We start from the raw sequence: 20,605 nt of genomic DNA on the forward strand, positions 1-20,605 counted from the left end.
CTGAAAATTAAAAACAATGGATACAGTACAATTAACAATTGATAATAAACCACTGGTAGTAAAAAAAGGAGCTACCGTTTTAGAGGCGGCCAAAAGCATTGGGGTTCACATTCCAACACTTTGCCATATGAAACTCGACGACATGAATATTGAGAACAAGCCCGGCGGGTGCCGCGTTTGTGTGGTAGAAGTGGAAGGAAGAAGGAACCTCGCCCCGGCCTGTTGTACCGAGGTTGCCGAAGGCATGGTGGTACATTCGCACTCCATACGTGCCATAAATGCACGAAGGACTGTTGTTGAATTAATCCTTTCGGATCATCCGGCTGATTGCCTTATTTGCGCAAAGTCGGGAAACTGTGAACTGCAGGATATGGCCCATCACCTCGGGATCAGGGAAATTCACTACAAGGGTGAGCAGTCAACTTACAGGGAAGACACTTCACCGGCTATTATCCGCGATGTGGACAAATGCATTATGTGCCGCCGCTGCGAAATGATGTGTAACGAGGTACAAACGGTTGGGGTACTTTCTGCCATCAACCGCGGGTTCAACTCTGTTGTTTCTCCTGCTTTCGAAATGAATCTCGACCATTCGGTTTGTACCTATTGCGGGCAGTGCGTGGCTGTTTGTCCAACCGGTGCGTTAACCGAAGTGGATCAAACCAGTAATGTGGTAAGGGCGTTGTCCGATCCTTCAAAAACTGTAATTGTTCAAACAGCTCCTGCCGTGCGTGCTGCACTGGGCGAAGAGTTTGGAATGGAACCCGGCACACTGGTTACGGGCAAACTGGTTTCGGCGTTGCGCAGTCTGGGGTTCGATAAAGTTTTTGATACCGATTTTGCTGCAGACCTCACAATTATGGAGGAGGGCACTGAATTACTCAACAGGCTGACCAAATTTTTGGAGGGAGATAAAGATGTGCAATTGCCAATCCTTACATCTTGTTGCCCCGCGTGGGTGAAATTTTTCGAACATCAGTTTCCGCAGCTGAAAGATATTCCTTCAACAGCACGCTCGCCGCAACAAATGTTTGGCAGCATAGCCAAAACCTATTTTGCGGAGAAAATGGGAATCAAACGGGAAGATCTGGTAGTGGTTTCAATTATGCCTTGTGTTGCCAAAAAGTACGAATGCGGGCGCGATGAGTTCAAAGTAAATGGCAATCCGGATGTGGATTACGCCATCACTACCCGCGAGCTGGCTTCGCTCATTAAGTTGGCAAATATCAACTTTAGCCGCTTATCAAATGAGGATTTCGACCAGCCACTGGGGGAATCAACCGGTGCAGGTGTGATTTTCGGTACAACAGGTGGTGTGATTGAGGCGGCGGTACGAACTGCCTACGAACTGTACACGAAAAAGCCACTTCCCAAAATTGATTTTAATGAATTGAGAGGAATGGAAGGCATCCGGCAGGCTACAATCGATTTCGATGGTTTTCCAATAAATATTGGAATTGCCCACGGACTGGGGAATGCCCGCGAATTACTTAATAGAATTGAAGCCGGAGAAAGCAATTTTCATGCTATTGAAATTATGAGTTGCCCGGGTGGATGCATCGGTGGTGGTGGGCAACCCTATCATCATGGCAATGTTGAAATTCTGAAAAAACGGCAAATGGCTATTTACCAGGAGGATGGCAATAAAAAAATCAGAAAATCGCACGAAAACCCGTACATCATTCAGTTGTATGAAGAATTTCTGGGAAACCCGATGAGCGAAAAGGCGCACCAGTTATTGCATACCGAATATTTTGATCGAACCTGAAAGAGAGTCACTGGTCATTAGTCATTAGGAAAGTGAAAGATTCGGGAATGGTTAAAGCTTAAAATTAAGAAATATGAATCTGGAAGATTTAAAAGTGTATCAGTTGGCTATGGAAATTGGAGACGAAATCTATTTTTTAGTAGAGAAGTGGGAAAATTTTCACAAATGGACTACCGGTAAACAATTGGTAGAAGCTGCTGATTCAATCGCAGCTAATATTAGTGAAGGGTACGGTCGCTATTTTTATAAGGAAAATCGTCAGTTTCAATTTTATTCCAGAGGCTCACAAACTGAGACAAGAACCTGGTTAACAAAAGCACGGAATCGTAAACATATTACTGAAGAAACTTATATACGATTAATAGCTAAATTAGATGAACTGGGAAGAAGACATAACAAGTTTATTAAATCAATTGGTCACACATCCACCAGTGACAAATGACCGATGACCAATGACTTTTACTGAAAACGTATGATTTTTAGATTTTATGACACAACATTTTTATTGAGAATCTAATTAAAACAAAATAAGATGCCAAAAATAAAACTTGCAGAAGATACGGTTCAGCAAATAAAAGACATTTGCACTGAATATGGAAATAAAGAAGGCGAACTTATAAATGTGTTACATAAAGTTCAAAACAAGCTGGGCTATCTTCCGGCCGAAGTGCAGGAAGTCATTGCCCGCGAACTTAAAACCTCGGTGGCAAAAGTTTACGGAGTAGTTACTTTTTACAGCTTTTTCACCATGATCCCCAAAGGAGAGTTTCCCATTTCAATTTGCATGGGAACTGCCTGTTATGTGCGGGGAGCCGAACAGGTGTTAAGCGAATTTAAACGCCAGCTGAAAGTGGAAGTGGGCGAATCGACCGGTGACGGGAAATTTTCGCTGAACTGCCTACGCTGCGTGGGAGCTTGCGGCCTGGCACCAGTTGTTATGGTGGGCGAAAAAGTGTTCGGAAGGGTTGCACCCACCCACGTGGTTAATATTATTAAAGAATACCGCGAAAATGCAAAAACCGCATAACAGAAGGCTTTGAGGTTATTTTACAATTCTTTACTTACTTTTTCAAAGCCTTCTAACATTTAATTTGTTCTGTTGGCCGGGGTGCGTCATGTTTTACTGATGCTGCCCCGGTGTTTTTATGCAATATTCCGCTCCTTTTTAATGTTTTCGTAAGCCCGGTTCACCATTTGGAACTTCTCTTTTGCTGCTTTTTGAAAATCATTACCCAGGTGGCTCACTTTGTCGGGGTGGTATTTCATGGCCATCCGGCGGTAGGCTTTTTTCAATTCTTCGTTCGATGCATCCTGGGCAATTTCCAGGATTTTATAATCGGCATCAATGTTTCTTACAAACATCGCCTGGATGGACTCAAAATCGCCGTTGCCAATGCCCATCTGGCGGGCTATCGTTTCAATCAGCTTTCGTTCATTTTCGTCAACATGCCCGTCGGCCTGTGCAATTCCAAATAAAAAATGAAGCAGTTGCAACCGCGCCGAATAGTTCATGTTTTGTTTTATTTGACTGCAAACAGCATTTACCGGAATGGTTTGATTCAGAATATCGCGTAACATTTTTATTGCTTCCTGTGCCGATGCTGCCCCAAAGTTTTGCACCATAAATTTTTTAACATAGTCCAGTTCTGATTTTAGTACTTTCCCATCGGCTTTCATAACTGCAGCTACCAATACCAGCAGGCTCATTACGTAGCCGCCGGTTGTGGTGCGGCCCGAGTAACCGCTTGGCCTTCCTGTCTGAATTTCAGTTGTACTTCCATCAACAATTGAGCCCACCACAAAACCAAATATTGCTCCTATGGGGCCACCAACTGCCCAGCCTAATCCTCCGCCTATCCATTTACCAAATTTTGCCATCTTCTTTTAGTTTTTTATCAATTTCAATAATCTTTGGTATCAATAAATTTTTGTTATCGTTCATCAGCACAAGGTTGGCCAGTTCCTGTTTTTTTTCTTCGGGGAACTGGTTTTTTATGCGTTCCTCAACCTTTTGCCTGCTTACTTTGTCGCGTTTTATTACCCGTTCAATCCTTTCATTTTCGGGCGCAGTTACCAAAATGGTATAATCCATTATTTTATAGAAATCGCTTTCAAAAAGAATTGCAGCTTCGTGAATTACATACGGGAAATGTTTGTGTTGTTTCACCCATTTTTCAAAATATTCCCGAACGGCAGGATGTACCAGTTCATTCATTTTTGAAAGTTGAATTTTATCGTTAAAAACGATTTCCGCAAGCTTTTTTCGGTCAATGGTTCCATTCGGGTTGTAAATATTTTCACCGAAAAGATGAATGAGTCCCGATTTTACCTGTTGGTCGTTATCCAGTAATTTTTTAGCTGTCTCGTCGGCTTCAAAAACCGGTACCCCCAGCAGTTTAAAAACTTTGCATACAGTAGTTTTTCCACTGCCAATTCCCCCTGTAACTCCTATGGTTAAAGCCATTTTTGTTTTTTCATGAATTTTTATTTAATCGGTTTCCACCAAAAAATCAACTGACCGGGGTGAAACCCGGAGCAATTGAATAAATGGAGGTTGCGAATCAACAGTCACATCAAGGGTTTCGCTGCTGTTGTCAGCCTGGTTGAAATCAACCGTGATTTTAAAATTATTTGTTGTTGTACTTTCGTAGTTGCTCATACCCACCAAAAACGAAACTTTTACTTCCGAAGGGAAAAGTTTAACCGATACACCCTCGGGCTTGTTTTTTACCTCAACCGGAATACTGATTTCTTTTTCGGTAAATTTTTCGACCGGTATTTTCATCAGTACTTTATCGGTTGCTAATTGTGTGTTTAAAGGACTTTTAACCTGCACAACCCTTTCAATATCAGTATCTATTTCTGAAATATTTACTTGTTCGGTTTCCAGAAACCGGATGGTGTCGAGTGCAGCCGAAGGCCCAGATACCTTTATGCTTTCAGGCTCAAAAGTAATTTCGCCTTTAAGATAATACTGCGGTTTGAAAGTGGTGTTAACGTTGGTTTTTACCGGAAGCGTTTTTGTTGCGAGGCTATCGAAAATCAGGGTAATGACATTGGGTGAAATTTCTGTAATTGTAATTTCGTTGCTCACCTGTTGCGAAATTCTTTGTATTAAGCTTTGGGATTGAATCGTTATATTATTTCCGCTTTCTTCGTAATTTTCATGGATTGAAGTAAGGTTCAGCAAGATGGGCGAAGGCGATATAATGAGTTTGTAACGCAGAAGTGAAAAACCATGGCCTTCAACTTTCAACTCGAATTTTTTGGGTGGTGTACTTGTTAAAAATATATCTGCTGGCGGGTTGGTGTACCTCACGGGGTAGTTGATAGTTGTAGTGTAATCTTTGCTTAAGGCATTTAAAAACCAAAGTGCAGTTGCAATTAAAAGGCAAACAGCAAATACAATTAACCGCTGGTCGTTCTTAAGTTTTTCAAAACTGAAATAATTCAATATTTCTGTGAGTTTCTTTTTCATTGCAGTATTTGAACTTCGACAAAATTAAAGAATTATGCCAATTGAAAAATCATTCTTTTCAGTTTATTCTATAATTTTAACCTTCTTCTTTTTTTTTTATCGACATAGCTGAATTTAAGGTGTTTTTTCAGAATGAAATCCACATCTTTTTTGAATACCGGTTTTTGCAGGTATCCGTTGAATAAACTGTGAATTTGTTTGCTGTGGTCTTTCAGGGTTGACGCGGTGAATGCAATTAGTGGAATTTGTTTCAGGTCTTCGTCCTGTTTTATTACTTCGGCGGCATCGTAGCCACTTATTCCCGGCATCCGGATATCCATATTGTGTTTTTTTGATTTAAAGCTTTTTCCAGTTCTTTTTTAAGTTTCCCGATTTGCTTTTCTGCTTTAATTCTTGCAGATTTTTCTTTTTCCAGCTTTTCTTTAAAAAGTGCCGCATCGTTTTCCATATTTTTCTTCTTTAAAGATATCCGTATTGTATGTTAGAATGCTCTACACATTTGCTTGGTTTGCACTGCCAAAATTTATATATTGAGCATTCGTTATAATACATTAGTGGAAATAATTTTTTTTCAATCTTCCCACTTTGAAATTACACATTTTTCTATAAAAACCGTCATTTAAATTGAAAAACCCAGGTAATTTCCAACGGAATGAAACAATCTACTCATCAAAAATTGTACATTTGAATATTTATTTCGAAATGCACCATCAAATTTATAAATACATGAACATGAAACAATCCATGAATAAACTTTTACATAAAGTTGATTTTTACAATGAAAGTTGCATGTTTTCACGAATGAATAAAAACATTTTAAACACATGAAAATAACAGTAATAGGCACAGGTTATGTTGGATTGGTATCGGGAACTTGTTTTGCCGAAACAGGCGTTCAGGTTGTTTGTCTTGATGTGGATGAACACAAAATTGAAATGTTAAACAACGGGAAAATACCCATTTACGAGCCCGGCCTGGAAGATATTTACAAACGGAATGTTGAAAAAGGAAGACTATCTTTTACAACAGATTTGAAAAGCAGCCTTGAAAATTCGGAGGCTGTTTTTATTGCAGTTGGCACGCCTCCCGATGAAGACGGGAGTGCCGATTTGAAATATGTGCTTGGTGTGTCGGCAGAAATTGGGAAACACATGGATCATTACATTGTAGTGGCAACAAAAAGTACCGTTCCTGTGGGGACTTCGGTAAAAGTAAAAGCAGCAATTCAAAAAGAACTGCAAAAACGTGAAGTGGAAATCCCGTTTGATGTGGCTTCAAATCCCGAATTTTTGAAAGAGGGCAGTGCTGTTCAGGATTTTCTTCGTCCGGATCGCATTATAATTGGCACAGAATCGGAGCAGGCTATGAAGGTGATGAAAAAACTCTACAAGCCATTTTTGCTCAACGGGCATCCGATTCTGTTTATGGATATCACCTCTTCAGAAATGACAAAATATGCCGCCAACTCGATGCTGGCTACCCGCATTAGTTTTATTAACGAAATTGCCAATTTGTGCGAAATTGTTGGAGCCGACATCGATGCAGTGCGCAAAGGAATTGGTTCCGACCCGCGGATTGGAAACAAATTTTTGTATCCGGGCATCGGTTACGGCGGTTCATGTTTTCCCAAAGATGTGCAGGCACTTATTCGCACTGCCGATGAAAAAGGGTATCCGCTTGAAATTTTGAAAGCGGTTGAATCAGTAAATAACAGGCAAAAATCAACGCTTTATCAGAAAATTTCCAGTCACTTCGGAGGTAAACTAAAGGGATTTAAATTTGCAATGTGGGGCCTGGCCTTCAAGCCCAAAACCGATGATATGCGCGAAGCACCTTCCCTGGTTATAATAGAAAAATTAATTGAAGCCGGTGCTGAAGTAGTTGCCTACGACCCCGTGGCCATGAAAGAAGCAAAGCGGATTTTGGGCAACAAAATCGGATATGCAAAAGATGAGTATGAAGCCTGCATTGATGCCGATGCCCTGGTTCTGGTAACCGAGTGGCCAGAGTTCAGGTTGCCCAATTTCAGGGTGCTTGAGCGGTTGTTGAAAAACAAAATCATTTTTGACGGTCGAAATATTTATGATCGGGCCGAATTGGCCGAATTAGAGTTTACCTATTATCCCATTGGTCGTAACCCGGTAAAAAATTAATTATGAAACGAATTCTGGTAACCGGCGGTGCCGGATTTGTCGGCTCGCATTTGTGTGAATGCCTCTTAAACAAAGGAAATGAAGTTATTTGCCTTGACAACTATTTTACAGGCAAAAAGCAAAAAATAGTTCGCCTTATGGAAAATCCCTGGTTCGAGATTGTACGACACGACGTTACCATGCCGTATTACATTGAAGTGGATGAAATTTATAACCTTGCGTGCCCGGCTTCACCCATTCATTACCAGTATAATCCCATTAAAACCATAAAAACCTCGGTAATGGGGGCCATCAACATGCTAGGGCTGGCCAAGCGTATTAAGGGAAAAATACTGCAAGCTTCAACCAGTGAAGTATATGGCAATCCGGAGGAACACCCGCAACCGGAAGGTTACTGGGGAAATGTAAATCCGATTGGTGTCCGCTCCTGTTACGATGAAGGGAAACGATGCGCCGAATCGTTGTTTGTGAATTACCATCAGCAAAATGATGTGAGAATTAAAATTGTACGCATTTTTAATACTTATGGCCCAAAAATGGAACCTAACGATGGCAGGGTGGTGTCAAATTTTATTGTTCAGGCGCTGCAAAATAAAGACATTACCATTTTCGGCGATGGTAAACAAACGCGGAGTTTTCAGTATGTAAGTGATTTAGTTGACGGGATGGTGCGCATGATGGAAACCGGAGATGATTTTACAGGCCCTGTAAATATTGGTAATCCGGGTGAATTTACTATGCTCGAACTGGCACACGAAATTTTGGATATTACCGGTTCAAAATCTAAAATTGTTTACCAGCCGTTACCCGAAGACGATCCGGTACAGCGCCAACCCGACATTTCGCTGGCCAAAGAAAAATTAAACAACTGGGAACCAATTGTACCCCTGCGCGAAGGTCTTGAAAAAACAGTGGAGTATTTCGAACAGCTGCTCTCTTCTGAAGAGTTTTCCTGAACCAATAAACCAATAATTATTCGTTTTTGAAAAAGATAAAAAAGTTCGATTTTCAGTGATTGTTTTGTTAACTAACTTTTAATTTACGAAATTTACAAAAATTTAAAATTTAAAACTATGGATGGGAAAACAAAGGCAATTGTAGCACACATTACTATTATCGGCTGGATTATAGCATTGGTAATTAACAGCAGCGAAAAAGACGAGTTCGCCAGTTACTCGGTATTTATCTACTCGGCCTTATTCTGACGATGATCCCTGTTATTGGATGGATAATTTCTATCGTGGTTTTCGTATTTTGGATAATGAGTTTAGTGGGGGCTATTCAGGGAGAAAAGAAAGAAACACCATGGTTGGGAAAATATTTCCAGGATTGGTTTAAGGCACTGTAGTTGTTGCCTGGCAAACTGGTGCAAATTAAAAGAATGCACCTGAGGATGTGTAAAAAAATCTTCAGGTGCATTTTTTATAAATAAAAACCTATTTTTGCAGTGAAATGGTTCTCAGTTTTTGAGATTTTAAGGGAATCCGGTGAGCCCGATAGTTATCGGGGAATTCCGGAGCTGTACCCGCAGCTGTAATCCTTTCATGTTGACAGCATTTAAGCCACTGTTCCGTTGGTAAACGGACCGGGAAGGCCGCTGCCAATCGGGGAAAGCCAGAAGACCTGCCGTTTCATAAACAATATCGTAAGCTTTCGGGAGTAAAAGCTGGAGGTAATTTACCTTTCATTTTTCCCACAGGTTTTTGGTATTGTAAAATGTTTTGTTTCACCAAAATTAATTTTACAATGAAAAAAATTTATTTGTTTTTGGGGCTCTGGGTAGCCCTGTTCTCAGCAAATGCCCAGACAGTTGCAACTTTTGATGATGTAGTTTTGGAACCCGGTTCGTGGTATAATGGCTCCGACGGTGCCGGTGGTTTTAACAGCGGCGGAATCTGGTTCCCCAACGATTACAATGCCGAATATCAAAGCTGGAGTGGTTTTTCTGTTTCGAATATGACAGACACGGTTACCCCCGGGTACGAAAATCAGTTCAGCGCCATTACCGGCGGCGGAGTTTCAGATTCTGAAAATTACGCGGTAGCTTATTTCCCGGGGGCTCTGAAAATGGAATTTGATTCTGCTGTTGAAATTACCGGATTCAATGTAACCAATTCAACCTATGCCTATTTAGCCATGCGCGATGGCGGTGTTTACGGTTTTGCCAAAAAGTTTGGAGGAGCCGACGGAACTGACCCCGATTATTTAAAACTTTTTGTTTGGGGAGTTAATGAATTGGGCAATTTAACTGATACTGTGGAATTTTTTATGGCCGATTACCGGTTCGAAAATTCAGATGAGGATTACCTGGTAAATACCTGGGAGTGGATGAACCTGAGCAGCCTGGGAAAGGTAACTGAACTGCATTTCGGAATGGAATCCACTGATACAGAAAATGGATGGATGAACACGCCGGCTTATTTTTGTGTGGACAATTTTACGATGGCAAAACTCACTTCTTCCGGCATTCTTATTAGCAAAAAAGATCAACCACTAAAGGTATATCCCAATCCGGTAAATAATTTCTTTCAGGTGGAGTTGCCTGAAGATGTTGAAATGGTTGTTTTAACTGATTTGACGGGCAGGATATTTTACAGGGAGAAAGTTGAAAATGAAAACAATATACGCATCTCAGGTTTAGGAAATTATCCTCCCGGAATATATTTGCTGAAAGTGAAAAATGCAAAAGGCTATTCAGTGAAAAAAATCTTGAAAAATTAAAAAAATTGTAATCCAATGCATTGTTTTTTTGTTATTAAATCAGTAAGGGATTTAAAAGTATTTTGTTCTGTGCCATAAAAACAGTTTATTTGCATTTAATAAAAAAAATTTGAAGAATTATGTTAGAGATATCAAAGCATTCAATGGTTACATTGACCTACGATTTGAGGGTGGACGACGAGAAAGGAGAAGTAGTTGAAAAAGCAACTGCCGAAAAACCATTACAGTTTTTATATGGAGCCGGGGTTATGCTGCCCAAGTTTGAATCTCACCTTGCAGGCTTGAAACAAGGAGAACCATTCTCCATAAAGCTTACAAAAGATGATGCATACGGTGATGTAAATCAGGATGCAATAGTTGAATTACCTAAACATGTATTTCTTGTTGATGGAAAATTTGACGACGAGTTAATTGCTGTTGGTAATGCAGTACCAATGATGAGCAGCAGTGGCCAACGGCTGAACGGCCTTGTACTCGAGGTTAACGATGAAAACGTGAAAATGGATTTCAACCATCCGTTAGCCGGCGAAGATTTGCACTTTGCAGGTGAAGTGCTTGAAGTACGCGAAGCAACTGACGAAGAAGTTGCGCAAATACTTTCGGGTGGTGGATGTGGTTGCGGAAGCGACGGCTGCGAAGACGACGGATGTGGATCAGACCACGGTGGTGGTTGCGGTTGCGGCAGTTAATTTATTTTTGATTATTACCACAATTTAAGTATTTTAACCCCGTTTTCTTGAACATTTGCAAGAAAACGGGGTTTTTTTAATGTGTATGAATACGTTTGGAAAAATATTTCGCTTAACCTCTTTTGGAGAATCTCACGGACGTGGCATCGGCGGAATTATCGATGGCTGTCCTGCTGGTATTGAACTGGATATGTACCTTATTCAGAAAGATTTGACAAGAAGGAAACCAGGGCAGTCGAAAATAACAACCCAACGCAAAGAGGCCGATCAGGTGGAATTTCTTTCCGGTATTTTCGAGGGAAAAACACAGGGAACCCCCATAGCTTTTATCATCTGGAATAAAGATCACCACTCAAAAGATTATAATAATTTAAAAGATGTTTACCGGCCTTCGCATGCCGATTATACTTATCAGCAAAAATACGGTACACGCGATTACCGCGGAGGAGGACGATCATCAGCCCGCGAAACCATTGCCCGTGTTGTTGCAGGGGCCATTGCCAAACAAATACTGGCCGTAAAAGGAATTACCATCCAGGCATTTGTGTCGCAGGTAGGGGAAGTGAAAATGGAGAAATCATACACCGAAACAGATCTCACCAAAACAGAAGATAATATTGTGCGGTGCCCCGATGCTGAAACCGCAGCCAAAATGATTGAGCGCATTGAAAAAGCCGGGAAAAACCACGACACTGTTGGTGGAACAGTATCATGCGTGGCCAAAGGCATTCCTGCCGGTTGGGGCGAGCCTGTTTTTAACAAGCTGCATGCCGACCTCGGCTTTGCAATGTTGGGTATAAATGCAGTAAAAGGGTTTGAGTACGGATCTGGCTTTGCAGGAACCAAACTGAGCGGCTCGGAACATAACGATGTATTTATTCGTAGCAAAGACGGTATTCGGACAAAAACAAATAATTCAGGAGGAATCCAGGGAGGTATTTCCAACGGTGAAGACATATACTTTAATGTGGCTTTTAAACCTATTGCCACATTGCTGAAAGAACAGCAAACAGTTGACAAAAACAGTAATGAGGTGACCATTAACCCAAAAGGAAGGCACGATCCGTGCGTTTTACCACGTGCAGTACCTATTGTGGAAGCCATGGCTGCGCTTGTGCTGGCCGATCATTTTTTATTAAGCAAACTAAATTCAATTTAATATGCCCAGAAGAAAAAGAAACAGAAGAATCCAGGTACCCCCTGTTATAAAAGGAATGTCGGTTTTTGGTGTTAGGGGCCGCAAATCGAACGAAGTAATTCTTCGGCTGGAGGAGTACGAAGCCATCCGGCTGCTCGATTATCAAAACCTTACCCAGGAGCAGGCTGCCATACACATGGATGTTTCGAGGCCTACCTTAACACGTATTTACGAAGAAGCCCGAAATAAAGTGGCCACAGCTTTTGTTGAAGGCCGCGACATCATTTTCAGGGGAGGTGATATTTACTTCGATAAAAACTGGTTTAAATGCAATTCGTGCCAGGCCAGTTTTAATAACTACGAGGAAGAAAATCCGGACTGCCCGGTTTGCAGTTCTTCTGATGTAATTTCCTTAAACGAATTTTATTCGAAATAGATAAAAAACAATGACTTAAGTAAATGAAGATTCGGAAACTGCTGCGGATACTGCACCGCGATTTGGGATATTTTATTGTAGGAATGACCGTAGTTTATGCACTTTCGGGGATTTTTTTAAACCACCGGCACGATTTTAATCCCGATTACAAAATTTATTTTACCGAGTTTAAAACTGATATTAACTCATCAAAAAGGCAATGAAAATGCAGAAAAGTCCGCAACGGTTTATTCTGTTGATGATTTGCTTGCTAATGCCGCAGAACTGGAAGGTAAAGAAGTAACGGTAAAAGGCACCGTAATGCACGTGTGCAAACAGGGTGGCGGCCGGTGTTTCCTGATGGGGAGCAACGAAGATATGAACATCAGGGTGGAAGCCGGCGAAAAAATTGGAGCTTTCAGGCAGGAACAGATGGGCAGCGACCTTACTATCAGCGGTATTTTTAAGGAAGTGAGAACCCAGGCCGACGCGCATAATCAGGAAGGGGAGCACGGCGAAGGTGAAGATCATGAAGACGATGCTGAAACAGAAGAAGCGCATCAGGTTATTGCAGAAGCCCAGGATGCCTCAGAGGTGGTTTATTTTATTGACGGACTGACAATCGTGAAGGAAGAAATTTAAGCTGATTTACGGGAGTCGGACTTTCCAAGTCCGACAGATTTAACTTTGGGAGTTGGCTTTTCCAGGTCTGACTGATTCACGGACAAGAGATTGTCCGTGTCCTTGTAATTATTGCTCCGCCGGAATAAACTCCAGTGAAATGGAATTCACGCAGTGGCGCGTGTTTTTATCGGTGTATCCTTCGCCATAAAAAACATGGCCCAGGTGCCCACCACAGTTATTGCAGGTGATTTCAGTACGCCGGCCGTCGGCATCCAGCGTTTTGGTTACAGCACCTTCAATTTCATCATCGAAACTGGGCCAGCCGCAGTTCGATTCAAATTTATCTGAAGATGTATAAAGTTCGGCTCCGCACCGTTTGCACACATATTTTCCTTTGGCTTTGTGGTTGTTATATTCCCCGGTAAACGGGCGCTCAGTACCTTTTTGGATTATCACATATTCTTCAAAATCGGTTAACTTTCTGTATTCATTCATTTTTTCGTCCTCCTTTACTTCAGCCTTTGCCTCAGCCTTAATCTTAGCCTTCTCCTGAACCTGTCCGCACGCAGAAAAGGCAACGGCAAAAAATAATATGGTTAAAACTGTTTTCATCCTGCCAATAAGACAAAATAAAAGCCTGTAGGTTCAACTTTTTTAAAATTTGAAAAGATTACATTTTTACAAAAGCGTCAACATTACACCATAAATTCATTTTTGGCTTTTGAAAAATACCATGTGTTATACATTTTCGCTTGGTATTGTTTTATACATTCGGGAACTTTATATTTGTAAAAGAAAATAGAATTTATAAGAAAAGTACCTATGGATTTACAATATATTACTGATAAGAAAGGATACAAAAATGCTGTCCAACTTCCCATGAAAGATTGGGAAAAAATTCAAAAAGACCTCATGGAACTTAAAAGGCTGAGAAACAAAAAGGTTTTTATGACTGAGCTTGCGGAGGCAGTTGAGGAAATGAAGCAAGTAAAGGAAGGAAAGTTGGAAGCCCGTAACGCAGAGGACTTTCTAGATGAACTTTAATGTTAAAACAATATCGGTTTTCGAGAGACAGGTCAAACGCCTGAGTAAAAAATTTCCATCGCTTAAAAAGGAAATTCAAACACTTATTTTGGAATTGAAAAAAGACCCAGCTAAAGGTGTTTCAATCGGTCGCCATTGCTATAAAATACGTCTTGCTATTTCGAGCAAAGGTAAAGGTAAGTCAGTCGGTTCCAGGATTATTACTCATGTAGTTTATGAAAATGATACGGTTTTTTTACTGACTATATATGATAAATCTGAAATTGAAAATCTTACCGATAAAGAAGTTTTAAACCTCATAAAACTCATTCCATAAAAATGAGTTTGAAAAATAAGGAGGTTATACTTCTTTTATCCCAATCCCCGGTCTGTCAACCAATGTAATTTTTCCATCCACTACTTTTACTCCTTCATACGGATCGTTTGAAATTAAAAGGTTTCCGTCCAAATCGGCCCATTCGGCCTGTGGTGCAAGCTGTGCGGCTGCAGAAATGGCGCATGAAGTTTCGGTCATGCAGCCAATCATCACCCGCATCTGGTTGGCGTGGGCCAGGTTTATCATTTTATGGGCTTCGCGCATGCCGGTGCATTTCATCAGTTTAATGTTGATTCCCGAATAAACGCCCACAGCTTCCTGTACATCGCAAAGCCGCTGAATGGCCTCGTCGCCGATTATTGGCAGTGGAGAATTTTCTGTCAGCCAGGCGTGGTCGTCTTTCCGGTTTTTAGGTAGCGGTTGTTCCACAAATTCAACCCCCTTTTCTTTCAGCCAGTGCACCATTTCCAGCGCTTCCTCTTTGTTAGCCCAGCCCTGGTTCACATCCACGCAAAGCGGTTTGTCGGTCACTGAGCGGATGGTTTCAATCATTTCTTTATCGTTATCACCACCCAGTTTCACTTTCAAGATATTGAAAGGTGCTGCTTCTTCCACTTTTTGTTTCACCACTTCCGGTTCGTCAATTCCAATGGTAAAAGAGGTGTTTGGTGTGTTTTCCGGCGAATAGCCCCATATTTTATACCACGGCTGTTGCATAATCTTTCCTGTCAAATCGTGCAGTGCAATATCCACCGAAGCCTTGGCTGCTGTATTCCCGGGAGCTGCTTCGTCCACATATTCAAGGATATCTTCAATCCGGAACGGGTCAGCAAATTGCGCAAGGTTTAGCGAAGAAAGAAACGCACCCGCTGTTTTTTGCGTTTCGCCCAGATAGGGCGGCATGGAGGCTTCGCCGTAGCCGGTAAACCCCTCAAAATCAATTTTAGTGAGCATTACCGGTGTGGTGGCACGCGAACTGTTGGCCAGTGTGAAAACATGCTTCAATTGTAAATCGTAAGGTTCAAAACTGAGTTTTAACCCTTGTTTCGGAGATACTCCTTTCATATTTGAATAAGTTAATTGCGGCAAAATTACTCCGCCTGCTGTTAACAATGCTGTATTTTTTAGAAATTTTCTTCTGCCGGTTTTCATTTTCTTGTAACTTTTAAATACCTCATTAATACCACGGATGGTTTTTTATCCATTGAATCCCTTCTGTTCCTTCCGAAGCGATAACTCTTCTGGCCCGCATAAATGATTCTCTCCGGTATTCAGAATAGTTTTCACTGGCCGGATTGAAACTGTTTTCTTTAATCCTTCCTGAAGCGTGTATGAATTCGGAACGTCCGGTTGAAATGGCCACATGTGTAATGCGTTCTGCGGAGTCCGCAGTTATTCTGCCGAAAAACAATAAATCGGCTGGCTGAAACTGATTGAAAGATTCTCCGGAATCCACTAAATTACCGTGCCTGACCTGCAACGAAGCATCGCGTGCCAGGATTACGCCGTTCATGAAATAAACCGTTTTGGTGAAGCCGCTGCAATCCATTGCTCTCGATGAGGTTCCACCCCATAAATAAGGTCTTCCGGTAAATTGGCGGGCCATGTTTATAATATTCGTCGTGTCGGGTTGCATTTTGTTTTTAAAGGTTTCAAAATTAGTCCAGCCAGTGTTTGCGGCGAATCCTGTTCTTCCATCGGGGAAACGCAGTTCCAGGCTTCCCCTGTTTTGATTTACCACTTCCAGAATATTTCCCATGGAAATGTCGGAAAGCGGTTGTTCCATTCTTTCATCGCGGAAAACTTCAGCAAAATTTTTGGTGAAAATCACCCGCTCCGATTGCCGCCAGTTTTGCAGTTCATTTTTAGTAATTGGAGTAATTCCTGATGGATCGACCCACGAAATATAATTGTCGGGCGTTTGAATCAAGTACCATCCATTTTCTTTTTTCAGCATTTTTACCGGAGTTCCGAGCAATGCCTGGGTAACCAGCTCGGCCGAATGTCGCGGCTCTGCCCGCAGGTTTGTCACCGAAAGGTTGATTAGTGCAAATGTTTTTTCTCCAACAGTTGAATCGGGCAGCAGAGTAATTTTATCACGGAATTTCAGTGAGCCAAACGCATCGACCAAATCCTGTTTTTTTTGCGGATTGCTGATTTCGCCTTTTAAAACCAGGTCGCCCATTTCAAATACCGGATAAACATCAAAAACCGTTTCGCGTTTGTCTGTAATGTGTTCTTTTTCAAATTCAGCAATAATATTTTCGGCTTCTTTCCGGTTGTCAACACCGCAGGAAACAAGTAGAACAATAACAAGAAATATCAGCGTTTTTACCATTGGTTTTGTTTATTTTGCCGGAACACAAATATAGCGAAAGATTGTTGGAAATTTAACTAATATTTATCAGTGAATCACGATTTTAAAATACCAGTTCTTTACCAGGACGAACAAATAATTGTAGTTGACAAACCGGTTGGTTTGCCGGTTCATAAAAATGATTTTATGCCTCACGATGCCCCGTATCTTACAAAGCTGCTGGGCGATATCACCCAAAAATGGATTTACAACGTTCACCGGCTTGATTCCAAAACTTCCGGGGTAATTGTGCTTACATTTTCTTCTGAAACGGCGCATGAACTTGCCCTTCAGTTTGAACGCAAAGAGGTGAAAAAAAAGTACCTGGCCATTGTTCAGGACAACCCGGGGGAAGGAACGTTTGACCAGAAAGTGCTGGTGAAAAAAAAGACAAAATTTAAAAAACCGGCTGTCACCCATTTCAAAACACTTCAATCTGTTTTAACCGGTATTTCACATAAAGAAACCGAAAATGTAGTGCTTAGCCTTGTTGAAATTCAACCTGAAACCGGACGATGGCATCAACTACGGCAACATTTTGCCAAAAACCGGTTCGATATGCTGGGCGACACACATCACGGCGATTTTAAACTGAACAAAATAATTACAGAAAAAACCGGTTTGAAGCGCTTGTTTTTGCATGCCTCCGAACTGGAATTTATGCATCCTCAAACTCATCAAGAACTTTCCTTTAGCGTGCCAATACCCGAAGAATTCAATGAACTTCTTAATTTTTTTCGTGGATAAAATTGTGATTTATTTTATATTTGAATATTTATATTAAATACGAAAAAAAGGAGAGTTGTGATGAGAAGGACCGGACTGATATTTTTATCTTTATTTTTAATATCTGTAGGACTTAATGCCCAGGCACCTGTAAAAAAAGCATTGTCAATCGACGATTTTGAAACCTGGAATACCATTTCGAATCCAATTATTTCGAATAACGGGGAGATGGTTGCTTTCGTTCAAAAACCCCAGCAGGGCGACGGGATGTTGATTGTAAAGCATTCGGACAGGCTGGATACTCTTTCGCGTGGTGCCAGGCCTGTTTTTGGCTCCGAAAATGATTTTATTATTTTCGAAATCAAACCTCATGAAGACTCCATCCGGAAGGCAAAACTTGATGAAGTTAAAAAAGATAAAATGCCCAAAGACAGCCTGGGGATTTGGGTATTCGGTAACGAAGGAATTAAAAAATTTCCCAGGCTTAAGTCCTTTAAACTGCCCGAAGACAATACGCGGTGGATCGCGTTTTTAACTGAACCTGCTCCCGCAGAAAAAGATACTATCGAAGAGAAGCAAGAAAAAAAAGAAGAGAAACAACCCGGCGATGATTTGGTATTATTTGAAGTGAATTCAGGCGACACGTTGCATTTCCCGAATGTAACCGAATATTTTTATGCCAAAGATGGCGCATCGGTCTATTTCATTCAGCAGACAAAAGATACACTGAACACCTATTCTTCCGTTCAACATTTCGATACTTCGATGGGGCAGAACAGGGAGTTGTTTTCTTCTGAAGGCTGGGCCAAAAAAGCTGTTGCTGATGAAAGCGGTTCACAATATGCGTTTCTTTTCTCGAAGGATACCATCGATGAAAAAGTGTACAAATTGTACTACGGAACGCTGGAGTCGGAACCCGAAGTTACTGTGGATAGCTATACCAGCGGAATTCCGGTGGGCTGGTCGCCCAGCGAAAACGGGAATGTCTATTTTTCGGAAGACGGGACTAAACTTTATTTCGGAACAGCCGAAAGTCCGGAACCAGAGCCAAAGGATACAATTTTGGATGAAGAAAGGCCGAAACTTGACGTATGGAGCTGGCACGATGATAAGCTACAGCCACAACAAAAAGCGGAACTCGAACGCGAAAAGAAGCGAACCTTTTTGGCCGTTTATCATACCAACCTCGATCGGTTTATCCAGCTGGCCGATTTAAATATCAAAAATGTTTCACCCATCCGGAAAGGCAATGGAAATGTTGGTTTGGGCTACAACGAATCCCCGTATTTGAGAGCCTCGAGTTGGACTGGCAAACGTAATCGTGATTATTATCTGGTTGATTTTGAAACGGGTATTAAAAGGGAAATTGTTGAAGAAAAATTATATGCCAGACTATCGCCCCACGGGAAATATGTTGTTTGGTACGAACCTGCCGACAGCAGTTATTATTCGCGGTCAACCGACATTAATAACCTTGATCCTGTTGCGCTCACAAAAAAAATTCCGGTGAACTTTTACGACGAACGAAACGACCGCCCCATGGATCCGCGTCCGTACGGGTTTACCGGCTGGAGCGAAAACGATCGGTTTGTTTACATTTACGACCGCTACGATATCTGGAAGATCGACCCTTCTGGAGAACGTGTTCCTGTGAATATTACCAAAGCATTTGGCCGTCGCAATCAAATTCGACTGCGTTACCAGAAATTGGATCCGGACTTGATATATATTCCTTTGGAAGAAAATGTTTTATTACGGGCAATTGACGAAAATACCATGGAAAACGGTTTCTTTAGTTTTGATTTCAGTACAATTACTGAACCCGAACTGGTCGTAATGGATAAATATTATTTTGGAAATGTGAAGAAAGCCAAAGCAGCAGAAAAACTTATCTGGACACGCCAAAACGTGGAAACATTTCCTGATTTGTGGACAAGTAGTATTGATTTTTCAGATGCTGAAAAAATTTCGGATGCCAACCCGCAACAAGATGATTTCATCTGGCCAACTGCCGAGCTTGTGGAATGGACTTCCCTTTCAGGTGAAAAGTTGAATGGTATTTTGTACAAACCTGAAAATTTTAACCCAAATAAGAAATACCCGCTGATGGTGTATTTTTATGAACGCAACGCAGAGAATTTATTCCGGCACCAGCATCCGGCACCAAGCCGTTCAACCATCAATAAAACATTTTATGCGAGCAACGGGTATATGGTTTTTGTTCCCGATATCACTTATGAAGTTGGTTATCCCGGGCAAAGCGCCTACAATGCCATTGTCAGCGGCACGCAATATCTCATCAATGAATTTCCATATATCGATGAAAAAAATATTGGATTGCAGGGACAAAGCTGGGGAGGCTACCAAACCGCCTATTTAATTACACAAACCGATTTATATGCCGCTGCCATGGCCGGCGCACCGGTAAGCAACATGACCAGTGCGTATGGCGGAATCCGCTGGGGATCGGGAATGAGCCGGATGTTTCAGTATGAACATACACAAAGCCGGATAGGCGGAACATTATGGGAGAAGCCGTTGCATTACATAGAGAATTCACCACTGTTTTATGCGCCAAACGTAAACACGCCGCTTTTGATGATGCACAACGACAATGACGGGGCTGTTCCGTGGTATCAGGGCATCGAGTTTTTTGTGGCGCTGCGCCGCCTCGATAAACCTTCATGGTTGCTCAGTTACAACGACGAACCGCACAACCTGAGAAGTTCCAGCTGGGCCAACCGCGTGGATTTAAGCAAGCGGATGTTCGGTTTTTTTAATCATTACCTGAAAGATGAACCGATGCCCGAATGGATGGAGAAAGGAATTCCGGCCATTGAAAAGGGAGAAAATTTGGGGTATTAGCGATTATTTATTGGAGTTTATCCTGCTGCATTATTATTGACCTGTTCTACAATTTGAATAATCCGGTCTTGATCTTCATCGTCAAATAATCCGAAAATTCCCTGGTCATTAATATCAGTAAACGGAGGTTGCACTAATTGTGAAAGTTCGAGTATGCCATTGTTTTTGAAGTGATTAATAATAGTTCGGATGAATTCAATCTGTTGTGCCTTTAAATTACCCGCATCAATAAACGCTGAAAATGCTTTTAGCCCAACTTGTTATCTTACTGTCATAAAATTCTGTATTCCAGCCGGATGGGTTTAAGATATT

24 protein-coding genes, 1 pseudogene and 1 riboswitch are annotated in these 20,605 nt (G+C 41.5%); of the genes and pseudogenes, 16 read left to right on the forward strand and 9 right to left on the reverse strand.

The features are described 5' to 3' along the window. Positions 1-16: 16 nt before the first annotated feature. From ACTCNA_RS04900 to ACTCNA_RS04910, 3 genes are all read left to right on the forward strand, one after another. Positions 17-1,768 (forward strand): NADH-dependent [FeFe] hydrogenase, group A6, encoded by a 1,752-nt coding sequence (locus ACTCNA_RS04900; RefSeq protein WP_462946783.1) that lies wholly within the window; start codon positions 17-19, stop codon positions 1,766-1,768. Between the two features lie 73 nt (positions 1,769-1,841). Beyond that, a complete protein-coding gene (locus ACTCNA_RS04905; RefSeq protein ID WP_462946784.1) occupies positions 1,842-2,210 on the forward strand; it encodes a four helix bundle protein in 369 nt (122 codons plus the stop codon). Positions 2,211-2,300: 90 nt separating this feature from the next. Further along, complete coding sequence (locus ACTCNA_RS04910) at positions 2,301-2,795, forward strand: NADH-quinone oxidoreductase subunit NuoE family protein (protein WP_462946785.1); 495 nt, start codon at positions 2,301-2,303, stop codon at positions 2,793-2,795. 116 nt (positions 2,796-2,911) lie between these two features. Here the strand turns inward: ACTCNA_RS04910 and ACTCNA_RS04915 are convergent, their stop codons facing one another. From ACTCNA_RS04915 to ACTCNA_RS04935, 5 genes are all read right to left on the reverse strand, one after another. Continuing rightward, a complete protein-coding gene (locus ACTCNA_RS04915) occupies positions 2,912-3,646 on the reverse strand; it encodes a TerB family tellurite resistance protein (RefSeq protein WP_462946786.1) in 735 nt (244 codons plus the stop codon). Continuing rightward, positions 3,630-4,232 (reverse strand): dephospho-CoA kinase, encoded by a 603-nt coding sequence (gene coaE, locus ACTCNA_RS04920; RefSeq protein ID WP_462946787.1) that lies wholly within the window; start codon positions 4,230-4,232, stop codon positions 3,630-3,632. Before coaE ends, ACTCNA_RS04915 begins: the two co-directional genes overlap by 17 nt. 24 nt (positions 4,233-4,256) lie before the next feature. After that, positions 4,257-5,246: a CdaR family protein gene (locus tag ACTCNA_RS04925; RefSeq protein WP_462946788.1), complete on the reverse strand. Its 990-nt coding sequence runs from the start codon at positions 5,244-5,246 to the stop codon at positions 4,257-4,259. A gap of 68 nt (positions 5,247-5,314) precedes the next feature. Then, positions 5,315-5,566 carry a response regulator gene (locus tag ACTCNA_RS04930; protein ID WP_462946789.1) on the reverse strand — a complete coding sequence of 84 codons (252 nt, stop codon included), beginning with the start codon at positions 5,564-5,566 and terminating at the stop codon, positions 5,315-5,317. Beyond that, positions 5,542-5,694 (reverse strand): hypothetical protein, encoded by a 153-nt coding sequence (locus ACTCNA_RS04935; protein WP_462946790.1) that lies wholly within the window; start codon positions 5,692-5,694, stop codon positions 5,542-5,544. The genes ACTCNA_RS04930 and ACTCNA_RS04935 overlap by 25 nt, the downstream gene beginning before the upstream one ends. Positions 5,695-6,070: 376 nt before the next feature. On the opposite strand from ACTCNA_RS04935, the gene ACTCNA_RS04940 reads away from it, so the two are divergent. From ACTCNA_RS04940 to ACTCNA_RS04980, 9 genes are all read left to right on the forward strand, one after another. Continuing rightward, complete coding sequence (locus ACTCNA_RS04940) at positions 6,071-7,399, forward strand: UDP-glucose dehydrogenase family protein (protein ID WP_462946791.1); 1,329 nt, start codon at positions 6,071-6,073, stop codon at positions 7,397-7,399. A 2-nt stretch (positions 7,400-7,401) separates the two neighbouring features. Next, a complete protein-coding gene (locus ACTCNA_RS04945) occupies positions 7,402-8,355 on the forward strand; it encodes a UDP-glucuronic acid decarboxylase family protein (RefSeq protein ID WP_462946792.1) in 954 nt (317 codons plus the stop codon). Between the two features lie 117 nt (positions 8,356-8,472). Next, positions 8,473-8,604 (forward strand): hypothetical protein, encoded by a 132-nt coding sequence (locus ACTCNA_RS04950; RefSeq protein WP_462946793.1) that lies wholly within the window; start codon positions 8,473-8,475, stop codon positions 8,602-8,604. A gap of 231 nt (positions 8,605-8,835) precedes the next feature. Further along, a riboswitch (cobalamin riboswitch) is annotated at positions 8,836-9,044 on the forward strand. Positions 9,045-9,145: 101 nt separating this feature from the next. Next, positions 9,146-10,120, forward strand: a complete 975-nt coding sequence (locus ACTCNA_RS04955; RefSeq protein ID WP_462946794.1) for a DUF4465 domain-containing protein — start codon at positions 9,146-9,148, stop codon at positions 10,118-10,120. A 119-nt stretch (positions 10,121-10,239) separates the two neighbouring features. Then, complete coding sequence (locus tag ACTCNA_RS04960) at positions 10,240-10,809, forward strand: FKBP-type peptidyl-prolyl cis-trans isomerase (protein WP_462946795.1); 570 nt, start codon at positions 10,240-10,242, stop codon at positions 10,807-10,809. 85 nt (positions 10,810-10,894) lie between these two features. Next, entirely contained in the window at positions 10,895-11,968 is a 1,074-nt protein-coding gene (aroC, locus tag ACTCNA_RS04965) for a chorismate synthase (RefSeq protein ID WP_462946796.1), read from the forward strand. Position 11,969: 1 nt separating this feature from the next. Continuing rightward, positions 11,970-12,383, forward strand: a complete 414-nt coding sequence (locus ACTCNA_RS04970) for a DUF134 domain-containing protein (protein ID WP_462946797.1) — start codon at positions 11,970-11,972, stop codon at positions 12,381-12,383. A 23-nt stretch (positions 12,384-12,406) separates the two neighbouring features. Then, on the forward strand, positions 12,407-12,586 hold the full coding sequence (locus tag ACTCNA_RS04975) for a hypothetical protein (protein ID WP_462946798.1): 180 nt from the start codon (positions 12,407-12,409) through the stop codon (positions 12,584-12,586). Between the two features lie 40 nt (positions 12,587-12,626). Next, a complete protein-coding gene (locus tag ACTCNA_RS04980; RefSeq protein WP_462946799.1) occupies positions 12,627-13,004 on the forward strand; it encodes a hypothetical protein in 378 nt (125 codons plus the stop codon). A 108-nt stretch (positions 13,005-13,112) separates the two neighbouring features. Here ACTCNA_RS04980 and ACTCNA_RS04985 read toward each other — a convergent pair whose 3' ends face one another. Continuing rightward, positions 13,113-13,598, reverse strand: coding sequence for a methionine-R-sulfoxide reductase (locus ACTCNA_RS04985; RefSeq protein ID WP_462946800.1), 486 nt, complete (start codon positions 13,596-13,598; stop codon positions 13,113-13,115). A 210-nt stretch (positions 13,599-13,808) separates the two neighbouring features. Between ACTCNA_RS04985 and ACTCNA_RS04990 the strand changes: the two genes are divergently transcribed. Together ACTCNA_RS04990 and ACTCNA_RS04995 are read left to right on the forward strand one after the other, a co-directional pair. After that, a complete protein-coding gene (locus ACTCNA_RS04990; protein WP_462946801.1) occupies positions 13,809-14,030 on the forward strand; it encodes a hypothetical protein in 222 nt (73 codons plus the stop codon). Further along, a complete protein-coding gene (locus ACTCNA_RS04995) occupies positions 14,020-14,346 on the forward strand; it encodes a hypothetical protein (protein WP_462946802.1) in 327 nt (108 codons plus the stop codon). The genes ACTCNA_RS04990 and ACTCNA_RS04995 overlap by 11 nt, the downstream gene beginning before the upstream one ends. A gap of 24 nt (positions 14,347-14,370) precedes the next feature. Here the strand turns inward: ACTCNA_RS04995 and ACTCNA_RS05000 are convergent, their stop codons facing one another. Both ACTCNA_RS05000 and ACTCNA_RS05005 read right to left on the reverse strand, forming a co-directional pair. Further along, entirely contained in the window at positions 14,371-15,411 is a 1,041-nt protein-coding gene (locus ACTCNA_RS05000; RefSeq protein WP_462946803.1) for a dipeptide epimerase, read from the reverse strand. Positions 15,412-15,523: 112 nt separating this feature from the next. Then, complete coding sequence (locus ACTCNA_RS05005) at positions 15,524-16,684, reverse strand: C40 family peptidase (RefSeq protein WP_462946804.1); 1,161 nt, start codon at positions 16,682-16,684, stop codon at positions 15,524-15,526. A 69-nt stretch (positions 16,685-16,753) separates the two neighbouring features. Between ACTCNA_RS05005 and ACTCNA_RS05010 the strand changes: the two genes are divergently transcribed. After that, positions 16,754-17,449, forward strand: a complete 696-nt coding sequence (locus ACTCNA_RS05010; RefSeq protein WP_462946805.1) for an RluA family pseudouridine synthase — start codon at positions 16,754-16,756, stop codon at positions 17,447-17,449. Positions 17,450-17,509: 60 nt separating this feature from the next. Continuing rightward, entirely contained in the window at positions 17,510-20,293 is a 2,784-nt protein-coding gene (locus ACTCNA_RS05015; protein ID WP_462946806.1) for an alpha/beta hydrolase family protein, read from the forward strand. Positions 20,294-20,310: 17 nt separating this feature from the next. Here the strand turns inward: ACTCNA_RS05015 and ACTCNA_RS05020 are convergent. Next, positions 20,311-20,529 (reverse strand): annotated as a pseudogene (locus ACTCNA_RS05020) (type I restriction-modification enzyme R subunit C-terminal domain-containing protein); the annotation flags it as partial. Positions 20,530-20,605: the final 76 nt, after the last annotated feature.

The sequence above is a fragment of the Tangfeifania sp. genome (assembly GCF_055108615.1).

What these genes read in the sequence shown, in the direction of transcription:
- ACTCNA_RS04900 (WP_462946783.1), top strand. Translation starts at nt 17, where the DNA reads ATGGATACAGTACAATTAACAATTGATAATAAACCACTGGTAGTAAAA.
- ACTCNA_RS04905 (WP_462946784.1), top strand. Translation starts at nt 1,842, where the DNA reads ATGAATCTGGAAGATTTAAAAGTGTATCAGTTGGCTATGGAAATTGGA.
- ACTCNA_RS04910 (WP_462946785.1), top strand. Translation starts at nt 2,301, where the DNA reads ATGCCAAAAATAAAACTTGCAGAAGATACGGTTCAGCAAATAAAAGAC.
- ACTCNA_RS04915 (WP_462946786.1), bottom strand. Translation starts at nt 3,646, where the DNA reads ATGGCAAAATTTGGTAAATGGATAGGCGGAGGATTAGGCTGGGCAGTT.
- coaE (WP_462946787.1), bottom strand. Translation starts at nt 4,232, where the DNA reads ATGGCTTTAACCATAGGAGTTACAGGGGGAATTGGCAGTGGAAAAACT.
- ACTCNA_RS04925 (WP_462946788.1), bottom strand. Translation starts at nt 5,246, where the DNA reads ATGAAAAAGAAACTCACAGAAATATTGAATTATTTCAGTTTTGAAAAA.
- ACTCNA_RS04930 (WP_462946789.1), bottom strand. Translation starts at nt 5,566, where the DNA reads ATGGATATCCGGATGCCGGGAATAAGTGGCTACGATGCCGCCGAAGTA.
- ACTCNA_RS04935 (WP_462946790.1), bottom strand. Translation starts at nt 5,694, where the DNA reads ATGGAAAACGATGCGGCACTTTTTAAAGAAAAGCTGGAAAAAGAAAAA.
- ACTCNA_RS04940 (WP_462946791.1), top strand. Translation starts at nt 6,071, where the DNA reads ATGAAAATAACAGTAATAGGCACAGGTTATGTTGGATTGGTATCGGGA.
- ACTCNA_RS04945 (WP_462946792.1), top strand. Translation starts at nt 7,402, where the DNA reads ATGAAACGAATTCTGGTAACCGGCGGTGCCGGATTTGTCGGCTCGCAT.
- ACTCNA_RS04950 (WP_462946793.1), top strand. Translation starts at nt 8,473, where the DNA reads ATGGATGGGAAAACAAAGGCAATTGTAGCACACATTACTATTATCGGC.
- ACTCNA_RS04955 (WP_462946794.1), top strand. Translation starts at nt 9,146, where the DNA reads ATGAAAAAAATTTATTTGTTTTTGGGGCTCTGGGTAGCCCTGTTCTCA.
- ACTCNA_RS04960 (WP_462946795.1), top strand. Translation starts at nt 10,240, where the DNA reads ATGTTAGAGATATCAAAGCATTCAATGGTTACATTGACCTACGATTTG.
- aroC (WP_462946796.1), top strand. Translation starts at nt 10,895, where the DNA reads ATGAATACGTTTGGAAAAATATTTCGCTTAACCTCTTTTGGAGAATCT.
- ACTCNA_RS04970 (WP_462946797.1), top strand. Translation starts at nt 11,970, where the DNA reads ATGCCCAGAAGAAAAAGAAACAGAAGAATCCAGGTACCCCCTGTTATA.
- ACTCNA_RS04975 (WP_462946798.1), top strand. Translation starts at nt 12,407, where the DNA reads ATGAAGATTCGGAAACTGCTGCGGATACTGCACCGCGATTTGGGATAT.
- ACTCNA_RS04985 (WP_462946800.1), bottom strand. Translation starts at nt 13,598, where the DNA reads ATGAAAACAGTTTTAACCATATTATTTTTTGCCGTTGCCTTTTCTGCG.
- ACTCNA_RS04990 (WP_462946801.1), top strand. Translation starts at nt 13,809, where the DNA reads ATGGATTTACAATATATTACTGATAAGAAAGGATACAAAAATGCTGTC.
- ACTCNA_RS04995 (WP_462946802.1), top strand. Translation starts at nt 14,020, where the DNA reads ATGAACTTTAATGTTAAAACAATATCGGTTTTCGAGAGACAGGTCAAA.
- ACTCNA_RS05000 (WP_462946803.1), bottom strand. Translation starts at nt 15,411, where the DNA reads ATGAAAGGAGTATCTCCGAAACAAGGGTTAAAACTCAGTTTTGAACCT.
- ACTCNA_RS05005 (WP_462946804.1), bottom strand. Translation starts at nt 16,684, where the DNA reads ATGGTAAAAACGCTGATATTTCTTGTTATTGTTCTACTTGTTTCCTGC.
- ACTCNA_RS05015 (WP_462946806.1), top strand. Translation starts at nt 17,510, where the DNA reads ATGAGAAGGACCGGACTGATATTTTTATCTTTATTTTTAATATCTGTA.